Genomic DNA, 14,100 nt, shown 5'->3' with positions numbered 1-14,100 from the left:
TTCTTATAAACTTAGAAAGTTAGACTTCTTTTTTTCATCTTCGTAATAGCCGTATCCATATCCATAGGCATAACCATAACCACCGTAAGAAACTTTATCTGCATCCATGCCATTGAAAACAGCGTAAATATTCTTTATTCCTTTTTGCTCTTTAAGGGAATTTAGAGATTCGATAAATACTTTCTCCGAATAATTCTGTCGGAAAACAAAAAGAGTTAAGTCTACCAAAGTAAGTAAATCCAGCGTCTCTGATACCATTCCCACAGGTGGAGTATCAAGTATAATTACATCATAATCATTCTTTAATTTTTGAACCAATTTTTCAAAACTAGAAGAAAATAGCAACTCTGACGGATTAGGTGGAATAGGTCCAGACAATATGATATCTAAATTATCAAATCCAGAGGGTTTAATGATCTTTGAATAATCTTCTTCAAGACCACTAAGGTAGTTAGACAAGCCTATATCATTTTTTAATTTAAACTCAGAGAAAATCTTTGGTTTTCGCATATCGCAACCAATTAATACTGTTTTTTTGCCAGTAAGTGAATATACTGATGCCAAATTCAAAGCACAGAATGTTTTACCTTCACCTGAAATGGTTGATGTTAACATTAGCGTAAGTTGCTTTTCTTTTGGAACTAAAAATCGGATGTTGGACCTGAGTGATCTAAATCCTTCAGCAATACCAGACCTTCCAGCATTAAAAACCACTAAATTATCATTTGTCTTATTTGATAATATCGTCGAAAGCAAAGGTATTTTGAGTTTTCTTTCAAGAAACCTGGGTTCTTCTATTTTCGTCCTTAGAATTTCTCGTATTAGTACAAAAAAGATGGGTAAAAATAGACCGGCAAAAAATGCCATCATATAATTTCTAGAGGGAGTAGGGCTAACTTGTAAACCACTAGCTTTTGCATACTCGATTATCTTATTACTTGGTGTATTTGATGCCTTTGAAATTGCGGATTCCGCTCTTCTTTCAGATAAATAATTGTAAATATTTTCATTCAACGTGGCTTGCCTTTGTAAACGGATCAGGTTTTGCTCTGCTTGAGGCAGGGATCTGAATGAAGCTTCAATTTTCTTCTTTCTACTTTCCAAATCCATGATAACCATTTGATTGTTCTTGTCCACGTTTCCAAGTATTTCAGAAATAGATTTGTTCAAATCAGCAAGTTTTTTGTTTGCTTCTCTTACTTGGGGAGACAATTCTGTTTGGGTAGCCCTCAATCTAGACCTGTCGACTTGTACGGCAAGAAGATTCTCAATCAGTCCATTCAAATAGGGATCATCAATGCCCAAACCTGAAGGAACGACTATCTCATCATAATTTTCTCTTACTAAATAATCTTTGAGAGACTGATAATATCTCTGTTTTAATTTTTCATTGGCCAATTGATTATCAATTTCTGTCAACTGGGTGAACACCGCAGAACTTTCAGAGCTCAGGTCAAATATTTGATTAGAAGCTCTAAAACTCTGCATTTGGTTCTCAAAAAAACTTAAAGAATCCGCTACACCTGCAACCTGAGAATCAATGAAACTTATAGTTCTATTGGCTATTTCATTCTTTTTCTGTAGCTCAAGTTCGAGATAAGTCTCCATGAGCGCATTCAGGTATGCTTCTCCTTTTTGCCTATTCTGAGAAAGCAAACTGATATTAAGTATAGAAGAATTTTTGTCCTCTAACCCAATATTTAATACTGACGCATAGTGACCGATTAAGTAATAATTATCCCTTAAGACAAAAATAGAAGTGCCTTCAATTTGACCGGAAATATTACTAATCCTTAGCTTAAAATTTGGAGTCTCAACCCAATCTCCAAATTTAAAAGATTGACTTTCAACATTATTGACTCCTTGATTACTTCCATCCGGAAAAAGTTGAATATAAGATTCTTCAGGAAAAGAGATTTCATAGGTGTCAATAGTATTCCATTTGACTTTTATTTTTCCATTTAATAATTGAGGATTTTTCCAATCCACTTCTACCAGTATAGGGGTCTTTTTGTAGATCTCTCTATCTCTGAACGTCTCTTCTTCATAATACTCAACGTTAAAGTCTAATCTTTTTAATGTGGCCTCAGCAATGGGAGTTGATTTTATTATAATCATCTCATTGGTCAAACCCATACCAGTTTCCTGATCTAATGCAGGATTTTGAAAAAATGAAAGTCCCTTATCATTTTCTTTAATAAAAAATTTGGAAGAAACCCTGTAAACTGGGATTGCAGTTTCTGTAATGTAGAAAGCCGCCAAAAGAAAAACCACCAAGCTACCCAAGATCCAAGGCCAAATTCTTAAGATCTTGGGTAAAATTGATTTTAAATCAAAGCTGCTCTCTTCTCCTTTAAATAACTCACTATCTTCTTCGTAGCTCATATATTAAATCTTAATTTTGGAATAATGCAATAACCAAAGCTACGGCTGTAACAGACGTAATTATTAAAGTTAAAGTCTCTGTTAATGTGTTTCCTGCACCTATTTCTCTCACCTTCATAGGTTCCGCATAAATCATATCATTGGGCTTTAAAAAGTAAAACTCAGATCCTAAAAGTTCGCGGTCTAAGAGATTGATTTTATGAATTTGTGAGCCGTCTGGATATTGGCGAACTAAAAGAATTTCGTCCCTCTTTGCTACTCTGCTTAGGTCTCCAGCGAAAGCTATAGCCTCAAGTATGGTCACTCTATTTTGCAAAATGGTATATTTTCCTGATCTATTAAATTCTCCTAAAGCGCTAAAGCGAATTCCTCCTAACCTAACTCTTACAAAGTATTCACCTTCATTGATAAACTTTTTCACCTCATTCTCTACAAGCAGTTTAGCATCCTCAGTTGTTAAACCCTCTATTCTCAATTTTCCAATCAAAGGAATTTCAACCATTCCTTGATCATCAATGGTATATCCATTTAAAAAAAAGGCATCACCAGAACCTTGATTTCCACCCATTGCGGCCTGATTTTGCATATCATTGGATACCGCTCCAAAGACTAAGTTTAACTTTTCGTCTGTGGTTTTTATATTAATTTCAACAATGTCATTGACCTGCAATAGGTATTCCTCAATCTGATAAGGATACTTCTCACTACTTTCTACTAAAGGTCCAAAGCTCTCCTCTAGTTGTTGCATGTATATCAATCTCTTGTTTGGCACACAAGAAATAACTCCAAAGAGAATCAGACTCAAAGCGAGGTATTTTTGCAAATATTTTATATGCATTTTATTCTTATTAGAAATGAATAAATGTTGAATCCAAAAATAAGAATTTATCTTTTCGGATTCTTTTATCTTGCTATCTGTTTCTTAATTTAAAGTCTGGCATCCACTGAGTTCTTATCCAAAAATCCTTTCACATCATAAACTACTTGTGTGTGAGACTTCTTTATGTTTAAGTGCTTAAACTGCTTATGCGATACTGCCAAAATGATGGCAGAATAGTCCGATAAATGCGGGATTTGATCTCCTGAAGTGATTGAGATTCCGTACTCATGTGCCACTTCCTGTGGATTTGCCCAAGGATCATATACATCCACATCCATATCAAAGGACCTCAATTCTTTATAGATATCAATTACACGGGTGTTTCGCACGTCGGGACAATCCTCTTTGAATGTGAATCCCAGAATCAGCACTTTGGAATCGATCACTTTTAGGTCTTTTCTCATCATAAGCTTGATAACCTCTGTGGCAACGTGTTTGCCCATACTGTCATTTAGACGGCGGCCGGCCAAGATGATCTCTGGATGGTATCCCACTTCTTGGGCTTTCTGTGCCAAGTAAAACGGATCCACCCCAATACAATGTCCTCCTACTAATCCCGGCTTAAATTTCAGAAAGTTCCACTTGGTGCCTGCTGCCTCCAACACCTCGTGGGTGTCTATTCCCAACAGGTTGAAAATTTTTGAAAGTTCATTGACAAAAGCAATGTTGATATCCCGTTGGGAATTTTCGATGACCTTCGCTGCTTCGGCAACCTTGATGGAGGAGGCCTTATGAGTACCTGCAGTGATCACTGTTTTATAAAGCTGATCCACATATTCGGCAACTTCAGGTGTGCTGCCAGAGGTAACTTTCAAAATCTTCGCCACCGTATGCTCTTTATCTCCGGGATTGATCCGCTCAGGAGAATACCCAGCAAAGAAATCTTCATTGAATTTTAATCCAGAAACTTTTTCCAAGACCGGCACACACTCTTCCTCCGTCACTCCGGGATACACTGTTGATTCATAAATCACCACATCGCCTTTCTTGAGGTACTTGCCGATATTCTCGGAAGCCTTAAGCATAGGCGTCAAAACAGGACGATTATGCTTATCTGTAGGTGTTGGAACCGTCACGATGTAAATTTGACAATCCTTCAATTCGTCCGATTCAAAAGTAGGAAGAAGGCCTTTTTGACCTTTTGAAGGGGAACTTGCTGTCAATACCGAAGTCAACAATTCATCCTCAACTTCCAATGTAAAATCCTTTCCTTTTTGCAGATCAGCAACTCTTTTTTTATCAATATCAAATCCAATAACCGGAAACTTCTTTGCGAATTCTACAGCAAGAGGCAATCCTACATAACCAAGGCCTATTACCCCGATTTTCACATCTTCAAGCGGTGTCAACATGAAACTACTTTGTTTAAATTAAATTCTTTCTTCTTGTAAAAACTTAAAGCTTCGCCCTTTCGGTCCCAGGACTTAGCTATTTTGTTAGAGAAAAACCCAAACACTACCGGAGCAAAAAAACACTTTTTTTATTTCTCCTGATAAATAATGAGTACCAAAATTACTCATTTTAAAGATCATAAAAGCATAAGTTTACTTATTGTCTTTTTTTAGTGGTCCAGGGTTATTGATCGATTTTTTAGAAATTATTTATCTGACTTTCCAATAGCATTAAATCTGAATCCAATTCGATTCATTTCTGAAGGATTCAATATGTTTCTTCCGTCAAATAAGTTGGCTGGCTTGAGCATCAAATCATGAATTTGTTCCCAGTTCAGGATTTTAAATTCATCCCATTCGGTAAGAATCGCCACTGCATGAGCTCCTTTACAGGCTTCATAGGGATCGTTTACCACGTTGACCAACTTTCTATTCTCTTCCGAGGATCTGGAGTTTAGGTAATCCAGGTCGGTATAAACTTTTTCTTTGGGGACTTTAGGGTCATAAACACAGATATTGGCGCGCTCGCTCAACAGGTAATCTGCGACATAAATGGCGGCAGATTCACGCGTATCGTTGGTGTCTTTTTTAAATGCCCATCCCAAGAAGGCGATTTTCTTTCCGCTAACAGTGTTGTATAAATTCTTGATGATCTTTTTGGCAAACCTCACTTTTTGATGGTCATTCATTTTGATCACTTGCTCCCAATAATCCGCCACTTCGTTCAATTGATAATTGCGGCAGATATAAACCATATTGAGAATATCCTTTTGGAAGCAAGAACCACCGAAACCAACTGAAGCTTTCAAAAATTTAGATCCAATCCTGGAGTCTGTCCCTATCGCTTTGGCTACTTCTTCCACATCTGCGCCTGTAGCCTCACATAACTCAGATATGGCATTGATAGAGGAAACCCGCTGGGCAAGGAAGGCATTTGCGGTCAGTTTGGAAAGCTCGGAAGACCAGACATTGGTCGTAAGTATTTTTTCCCTAGGCACCCAAGTAGCATACACATCCACTAATGCCTGAATGGCCTCTCTTCCTTCAGGAGTATCATCTCCACCTATTAAAACCCTGTCGGGATGTTCAAGATCAGGGATGGCGGTACCTTCTGCCAGAAACTCCGGATTTGAGAGTATTTGGAAGTTTAGCCCATTTCCGGTGTTATGTAAAATATCTTTTACAGCCTGAGCAGTTCTCACAGGCAAAGTAGATTTTTCTACTACTATTTTATCAGATTTTGAGGCTTCAGCAATCTGTCTTGCGCATAATTCCACCCATTTCAGATCTGCTGCCATTCCTTTTCCCTCACCATAGGTTTTGGTAGGTGTGTTCACGGAAATAAAGACCATATCCGCTTCCTCAATGGCTGAATTTACATCGGTAGAGAAAAAAAGATTGCGTCCTCTTGCTTCGGCTACTACCCTGTCTAAACCAGGCTCATATACAGGAAGTTGGCTCAAATCTTCATGATTCCAGGCATCAATCCTTTCCTGATTGATGTCTACTACCACTACCTTAATTTCAGGACATTTTTGAGCGATGACAGACATCGTTGGGCCACCCACGTAGCCTGCTCCAATGCAGCAGATGTTTTTAACTTTCATTTGATTAAAATTGATTTTTTCGATCACTTAAACTGTGGCATGACAAAAATTCATCACCTATGATTTTCATTGTCTCTTTAAAGACTTCAAGGTATTCATTCTTTATTTTTTGATACTTTTTTTAGAAGTAACATTAGTTTGAATCGTGCATGAATCGAATTCAATCGGGTATCTGTGTTGGTACCAAAATTTGTCTTCGTATAATTCAACCATTGGTAATTCATTCCAGAGACATACATTAATTGTGTACTTACAACCAATCTATCATTCCAAGAATGATCAAAAAGTAACCCCATAGTGAAATCAATCCAAGGTTTAGTGTAGCCTCGGGTGACAAATGTCCTATTGTAAAAGTCCATGTGATTTTCCAGGCGATGAAAAATGACACCTAGCTTGTTCCATTGATCAACTAAAGCAAATTCAAGAATTTGGATATTCGATCCTGTTCCTATACCAGTTCCGAGAGCTTGCCCAAAATTACCAAAGCTTCTCACTTGATAGTGTAATTGCCAAGACGTGTCTCCTCCCTCTCCCATGTACCGAATGTATCTATTTACCGATTCTTGCTGATGAATCATTTCTCCTCGGAGTTGAATCTTTTTTGTGCTTCCGGGCAAGTCTACCAACTTCGTAAATCCTGCCAAATAGGCCCTGGCATGCTCTGGACTTAGGATAGCATCTCTCCAGTTGAAGGCGTGGTCACGTCGACCATACTCGGCATAAAATTCCATTTTTGCTTTAGGAATGGCATACCTAAAGGAAAAAGAAACCTGTTGATCCTGAGCCAATCCATCATAAATCACCGAATTGTCATTTTGGAATAGATTTACTTTTTGAAAAGGCTCGAAAATCGGAAAATATCCCCCAAAATCTTTGATTTGATTTTCACTAAATTGTTGGAATGTCCTGGCAAATCCTATGGAGACATTAGGTATCCATTTGGGTGTATAGCTAATCATCAATGCGTTAAGATATCTCCAGTCTCCATTGAAAGGTAGAAAATAGGCTTTGTCAAAATCAGGGTTTTGAGAAGGATTACGCCCTGAATTTTCCAATCTTCCCACCAATAACTGTCCTTCAAAATTTCCCAAAAATGTTTTGGCAGGCTTTGTCGTGTTCAAGGTAAGATGAGGAAAGCTTTTCGCAGTATTAGAAAAAGTCAATGAACCCCATTGCCCCGGTCCCCACCAGATCGCCCGCGTGGATAGACCTGTTTCAAATGCCCCATACCTTAGAGTTACACTGCTTTGACCCCACCATGCTTCCGTAAGGCTTCCGTCAGAATAGAGTTCGGGAGAATCGTCATAATTCCAGTAGTAGTATCGATCCAGAATCACCTGACCCGGAAAGTCAAAGGAAAAACCTTGATATGATTTATTCTGGGCAAAAACAGCCTCAGGCTGGAATCTCACATGGAGAATGGATGCCTTTGCCTGGAACCCTGCAGAAACATATTGCTGCAAGCCAACTGCAGGAACCATTCCCAAATCCCCCCAGCCGTACGGACGATTTTGATTCCATACCGTATTGGAAAGAACCGGTAGCGCTTCAATTCCAAAAACCTTCTTTCCAAGGTTACCTTGGATTGGATGCAAAGGCATTCTTAGAAGGAAGCTGGCTTTCGTGGAAGCAGAATCATCCATCAGATTAGCTCTTCGCTCTGCCTCTTCAAAAAATTGAAATCCTGGAAGATTATTTTGGGAAAAAGCCGAGAAAGACCAGCAGAAAAAAAATATACTAATGAAATACCTCATTAACCCGATTGACTTTTTTGAAACCTTGCTTGGCATATTCTGCAAGTACAAAAAAGGGAAATTTAAATAACCTTGCCTGTCTTTTGATTCTTGCCCAAGTGAAATCCTGTGTCAAACGATACAACCATTCCAAGCCATTCTTTTGAAACCAGATGGGTGCCCGTTTTACATTATTGGAATAATAATCCAAGGCTCCTCCATTTCCAAAAATCAACTTGGCATCGAGCAGATGGAAATTATCCTGAATCCATTTTTCCTGTTTAGGGTTACCAAGACATACCATTAAAATATCCGGCTTCAGGTTCCTGATTTCATCTAGGATGACCGATTCGAGATTTTCATCAAAGTATCCATGATGAAGACCTATTACCCCTTGATAATCAAACAATTCAACGAATTTTTGCTTGGCTTTTTCTGCAATTCCGGGTTTTCCTCCCAAAAAGTAAAACGTAAACCCGTTTTCCTTAGATTTTTCAATCAGTCTTGGAAGCATATCGGTACCAGTTATTCTTTCTTTGAGAGGTTCCCCATGAAGTAATCTCGAAGCATACACCACACCTATTCCGTCTGCCACATTAAATTCAATCGCATTGAGATAAGCCTTTAACTCAGGTCTTTTTCTTGCTTCGAGCAAAAATTCTGGATTGGAAAGTGCTATTCTGAATTTTTTGTTGGCCTTGATCTCTTGAACTACAAGCTGTACAAACTCATCGATTGTAAAATTATCAAACTTTACACCTAAAATATTATTACTGATCATCCGATTCTGATTGCCTTGGACAAGAAATTAAAAACAGAGCCACTCCTAGCATCGCATAAACACTATTAAAGGCTGAGACCGACAGTGAATTTAGAATCAAAACCATCAATACAAGAAATGAAATGAACCGATCAAACCCCGATTTTCTCACCAATTGGTATACAGCAGTGCAAAGAAACAAAAATCCCAGGATTCCATGGTCAAAAATGACCCGAATTACAAAAGAGTGGAGCATTACACTGTAGCAGGTTCCATCATCTTTGAACGAAAATAGCTTGGTGTAATAGGTAAATTTCCCACAGGTTTCCGGACTTAGAGCCGTAATTCGCTCAGATCCGACAAGGAAGTCCAGAAAAGTCCAAGTCTTTACCTCTTTAAGAAAACTTAGGAAAAAAATATACCTATCGATACTTTCCAAAGAGTCACCTTCGGAGCGGTTGAGGAAAATAAAGTAAATCAAACCCAATCCTACCGGAGCAAAAATCAATAGGATCAAGAAGTTTTTCCAACTCAGATCCCTCAAAAAAATACAACCGATCAGAAACACTATGATCACCAATCCCGATCTGGAACCGGAAATAAAAAAAGTAACCAGTAATAGGGCTACTTCCAGATACTTGACTTTTCTATGATTATTGTAATCGAGTAAAAAAAGATAGGACAAAAGCATCAACTCAAAATTACTTTCTTCAAATACCCGAATACTCTGTCTAGGAGTGCCTTGTGCCATCAGAAATAAGTACTTCACGAAAAAAAGACCAAGAACGACCAAAAATGCCTTTCGGGTAAATTCCGGATCCAAGGACTTTTTACCGACGAATTGACTGACAATTACAAGGTAGATGAAGGATTTAAAAATGAGGAAAAAATCCAATACATGATTTCCATTAAGTACAACGGCATACACCAATGATAATACCACATACACCAAAGAGAATATAGGAACCCAAAGGATTTCTTTGGAGATGGTAGAAAAATTGAAAATAAAAAACACCAACAAGATCCCTTCAAAAAGGATTGTGGGATTAAATAATCCAGCCCCAACAAATCCCAAAAGCCCCAAAACGATGATTTGGAGATAAAGAATTTGGACAGGTAATTTGGAAAGACTCAGATTCAACTGATTACCGATTGAAAGAGTTGTTCATATTTTTCGACAAACTTTTCTATGGAATACCGTGACACCAGCTTGGTGTGCAGGTCACTTCCCCTTAGTTTTCCGGGTTTTGCCTGACTCAGTTTCTTGAAGAAGTCATTCCACCTCGATGGAGAATCAATAGGCAAAACCTCCCCGAAAATTTCTCCATCAGAAGTGACTGCTTCCCTTTGGGAAGGCACATCCGATACGACCGTATAAACCCCGGAAACAATTGCTTCCAACAAGGCTATACTCATCCCTTCAAAAAGGGATGGCATAGCAAAAACATCTGCCTCATCCAAAAGAGTCAAAATTTCAGAATGCTTTTTCTTACCCAGCAGCTTGACCTTCCCATCCAAACCTCTAGATTGGATCAACTCCTCCAAATTCTTTTTTTCCGGTCCTTCGCCTACAATCATCAGTTCTACATTCATGTCCTGGTCTATACTTTGAATCAGAAACTGCTGATTCTTTTGAGGCATAAGCCTTCCGATATTCAAAATTTTCAAAGGTTCGGATTCTCTTTTTGCTTCAGAGCCAAATTGATGATCGGATTCAAATGAGTTATAAATCACCAATTCATGGTCTTGCTCTCTGTAAAATGGAGAAAAAGAATCCCCTGTGGTTTGTGAAACATACACAATTCCGGCATAGTACCCCTTTTTTTGAAGGAATTGGTCCACATTTCTGACGACTGAATTGTAGGTTCTACGCTCATTATGATGCGAAACAATTACAGGTATTCCGACCTGTTTTCCGGCAAGTGAAGAATAGATATTGGCATAATGCGTAAATGCCAGACAAACATCGGGAGTGTTGGTTTTCCAGTAGTTGATCAGTTTGGGGAGTGTACCTAAAAGCTTATTGAGAAATGATCCAGATTCAAGTAGAATGTGAATGCTTACATTCTGGTGCAGGTCATAGGTAACCGGAACTTTCTCAAAGAAAAAAATGACAGTGACTTGATGACCCTTCTTGCCAAGTCCGTTGGCAAGGTCTATTGCTACTTTTTGTGCCCCTGCAGGTTCTAGCTGCGTAACTACTAAGTGAATTTTCATTTTTTGATTACCTGGCCAAAAAAATCAACGCGTTTTTTCTCGAGGATCCCGGAATCAATCAAAGGAAATGCCTCCTCATGAGAAACAATTTTATCTCTCATACTCAGGCAAAACTCACGAATTGAATTAATGCTTGGATTTTCAGGATCGATTTCCAATGCCCACTCAGGCAAATGACTGTGATCTTCAAACATGGATTCTTTGTAGCCGATTATGATGGGGAAGCCATAGGCCACATACTCCCTGATTTTCAAGGGACAGGCTTCCGTCATTTTTTTACGGAAAAGGGCAAGCGTACCGATACATACATGACAGCTTTTCATGATGGGCAAATATTTCTCCATAGAAAGAAATCCATGGAAATAAACATTTGCATAGGACGGCTTCATCAGTCCCACTACATGAAAATCAAATTCGGGCAATTCACTGGCAAGGTTTTCCAGTATATCAAAACCTTGCCATGGTTGATCCGGAGTTCCCATGAAAAACAGCCCAATACGCTGCTGACTGGAGTCTATGGCCTTAAGCGTAGGATATTTAGCGGTTTGAATTGAATTTGGTATACAGACCTGTGGGATCTGAAACTTTCGGATTGACTGATGGTTCAAAATCTCCTGAGTAACAGAAACTAAACCTGCCATCTGATGAAAAAATTTGTTTCGAAGAAGATAAAATGCCAAAAGTCTGAACGTAGATTTTAGATCTATATTACTCTTAAAAAAAAGCTTTGCCTCATCCCGGTCAATAGTATTTAGTTCGCAGATGAGCTTATACTTTTTGGCCAAATAGAGGATATTAGCTGTGACTGTATCATATCGCAGATAGACCAAATCAGGTTTAAACTCATCGATATCGCTTAACAGATGACGATTGGGGCGGATTCGGGAAGAGATAAACCCTGAAAATCCATAAATATTGGCATCAATAATCGAATTTTCACAGAAACCGGAAATTGCAAAAACCTTGACTTCAACACCAAGGTTTTCCCATTCCGAAATTTGGGATTTGATCTTTTTGACCACCCCATCGTTTCGGGTGAGGTCATGAACTAAATAATAGGCTATTTTCATTGAATAAAATTCCCGTAAGAAAGTCAGGGTTTTATGTCAAAGAATCCTTGACTGGAAATATTTGCAGGTTTACAGATTATAATTTTGCCAAACCGGTTGAAAATGGGCTTTTGAGCTATTCAACGAAAGACATCTTAATTAATTTTAAAAATTCTTTTGCGCTGGGCGTAAAAAAGTCCTTAGCTGGCAAATAGATTGGCAACCATTAGGTGATTCCAGCTTCCATCTCCCTTTCGGTTGGCATCTTGAGACTGAATTGGCAAATTTTCAGCTCCCTTTTTCAAAATTCCTTCCTTGCTCAGAATCTCTCTTGCCGATCTGATTTTTTCTTTGGTTTTAGGATTTTCCATCCAGGATTTTTGTGGTGGTTCAAATCCAATTTTATCTTTCCTCCACGTGATTTCCTGAGGAAGCAAGTCCTCAAAGGCCAATCGCATGATGTATTTGGTCCAACCTTCTTTGATTTTCAATTCGGCTGGAAGTTGGAAGATAAACTCAACCAATTCATGAGAAAGAAACGGAAGTCTTACTTCTCGGCTGTGTGCCATAGAATTTCTGTCTGCGTATCTAAGTAAAGTAGGCAAACCCACTTCGAACGTGGAAAAATACAAATGACTATTCAGGTTACCCGGGTTAACATTGAAGTAATTATGCGGCTTGCCTCGAAAGGATGAGAAAAAATCCTCTGACATCAAGCTGGTGTTTTGAAGCTTCAAATTCAGCATTTTTCTTCCTACCCTATTTACCAAACCTGGGAAATAAGTGGCTATCGCTTGAATGAAACCTGGCTTTGGAATCTTTGCATTAATAGAATTCCCTTCATGAAGCTGGGTGTAAGCAGCAAATTCTTTGTTAAATAAATCCCCAGATCTTTTCTTTATTTCATTAAAATAAGTGGTAAAAAACGGATGATAACCAGCCAGAATCTCATCTGCTCCTTGCCCATCCAATAGCACGGTCACCCCTTTTTTCTTGGCCAATTCATAGACTTGGTATTGCACAAGAATACTTGCGGATCCGAAAGGCTCCTCTTGATGATGGTAAATTTTATCCAAAAGCTCATCCAAATCATTTATTTCACTGTAGACCTCATGAGAGGTAATCCTCGTCCGTTCTTTAACCTTCTGAATGTAAAACCCTTCATCTTTATGGTAGTCTCTAAATCTTGCAGAGAAGGTATTTTGGATGGATTCCGGATGATCTTTAAGTAAATGATCCATGGCACATACCACGAGAGAACTGTCTAATCCCCCTGACAGACTGGATCCCACCAAAACATCAGAACGCAATCTTCTATTTACTGATTCAAAAAAAAGGCTTTTAAACTTTTCTTTGGCTTCCTTTATTCCAATTTGAGTTTGTTGGTAGCCGGGATTTATATCCCAGTATTTTTTGATAAAATATTTACCATTCTTAAAAATCAAGTAGTGACTGGGAGGAAGTTTTCTTACATTTTTAAAGAAAGTTTGTCCTAAATCAGAGTTATTATCCAAAAGGTCAAATTGTAAATAATTAAAAATCATTTCGAAATCAGGCACTTTATCTATACCCACGGCCCAAAATTCTTTCATTTCTGAGGCAAAAAAGAAGGCACCATCATACTCGGTGTAAAAAAAAGGTTTTTCTCCAAAACGATCTCTTGCACAAAAAACCTCATCAGTGAGATTATCATAAATGGCAAAAGCAAACATACCGTCCAAATCCTGAAGGCATTTTTCTTTTTTAAGGTCATATAAAGCTAATAAAACCTCTGAATCGGATTGACTTCGAAAAGTATATCCTTTTTTAATCAAATCTGACCTTATCTCAAGATAATTATATAGTTCACCATTGAATGTCAACGTATAGCGATCAAGGTAATGCATAGGCTGCGCACCTGATTCCGAAAGATCCAAAATAGAGAGCCTACGATGCCCAAATCCAACTTTCTGATTATCACTTATCCAGTGGCCAGATCCATCAGGTCCACGATGGATAATGGCATTTGTCATTTTCACCAAGTATTCTTTGGCTACTTTACTAGAATTTTCAGAAATAATGCCTGCTATTCCACACAT

Annotated in this window: 10 protein-coding genes; all 10 read right to left on the bottom strand. The window is 38.3% G+C overall.

The features are described 5' to 3' along the window. Positions 1-3: 3 nt before the first annotated feature. The gene (locus DDT91_RS11580; RefSeq protein WP_187176347.1) at positions 4-2,385 is read right to left on the bottom strand and encodes a polysaccharide biosynthesis tyrosine autokinase; all 2,382 of its coding nucleotides are present in this window, start codon (positions 2,383-2,385) and stop codon (positions 4-6) included. A 10-nt stretch (positions 2,386-2,395) separates the two neighbouring features. Beyond that, positions 2,396-3,133, bottom strand: coding sequence for a polysaccharide biosynthesis/export family protein (locus DDT91_RS11575; protein ID WP_187176346.1), 738 nt, complete (start codon positions 3,131-3,133; stop codon positions 2,396-2,398). A 179-nt stretch (positions 3,134-3,312) separates the two neighbouring features. Next, a complete protein-coding gene (locus DDT91_RS11570) occupies positions 3,313-4,617 on the bottom strand; it encodes a nucleotide sugar dehydrogenase (RefSeq protein ID WP_187176345.1) in 1,305 nt (434 codons plus the stop codon). Positions 4,618-4,862: 245 nt separating this feature from the next. After that, entirely contained in the window at positions 4,863-6,263 is a 1,401-nt protein-coding gene (locus DDT91_RS11565) for a UDP-glucose 6-dehydrogenase (RefSeq protein WP_187176344.1), read from the bottom strand. Between the two features lie 95 nt (positions 6,264-6,358). Continuing rightward, positions 6,359-8,017 (bottom strand): capsule assembly Wzi family protein, encoded by a 1,659-nt coding sequence (locus DDT91_RS11560; RefSeq protein ID WP_187176343.1) that lies wholly within the window; start codon positions 8,015-8,017, stop codon positions 6,359-6,361. Continuing rightward, complete coding sequence (locus tag DDT91_RS11555; RefSeq protein ID WP_187176342.1) at positions 8,001-8,777, bottom strand: WecB/TagA/CpsF family glycosyltransferase; 777 nt, start codon at positions 8,775-8,777, stop codon at positions 8,001-8,003. Before DDT91_RS11555 ends, DDT91_RS11560 begins: the two co-directional genes overlap by 17 nt. Beyond that, entirely contained in the window at positions 8,767-9,897 is a 1,131-nt protein-coding gene (locus DDT91_RS11550) for a hypothetical protein (protein ID WP_187176341.1), read from the bottom strand. Before DDT91_RS11550 ends, DDT91_RS11555 begins: the two co-directional genes overlap by 11 nt. Beyond that, positions 9,894-10,973: a glycosyltransferase family 4 protein gene (locus DDT91_RS11545; protein WP_187176340.1), complete on the bottom strand. Its 1,080-nt coding sequence runs from the start codon at positions 10,971-10,973 to the stop codon at positions 9,894-9,896. The genes DDT91_RS11550 and DDT91_RS11545 overlap by 4 nt, the downstream gene beginning before the upstream one ends. Next, positions 10,970-12,043, bottom strand: a complete 1,074-nt coding sequence (locus tag DDT91_RS11540; RefSeq protein WP_187176339.1) for a hypothetical protein — start codon at positions 12,041-12,043, stop codon at positions 10,970-10,972. Before DDT91_RS11540 ends, DDT91_RS11545 begins: the two co-directional genes overlap by 4 nt. Before the next feature lie 179 nt (positions 12,044-12,222). After that, positions 12,223-14,100, bottom strand: coding sequence for an asparagine synthase (glutamine-hydrolyzing) (gene asnB / locus DDT91_RS11535; protein ID WP_187176338.1), 1,878 nt, complete (start codon positions 14,098-14,100; stop codon positions 12,223-12,225).

This window comes from Algoriphagus sp. AK58 (assembly GCF_014324365.1).
Lineage (GTDB): Bacteria > Bacteroidota > Bacteroidia > Cytophagales > Cyclobacteriaceae > Algoriphagus.
Note: the sequence above shows the minus strand (reverse complement) of the source record. Positions and strands in the feature narration are given on the sequence as shown.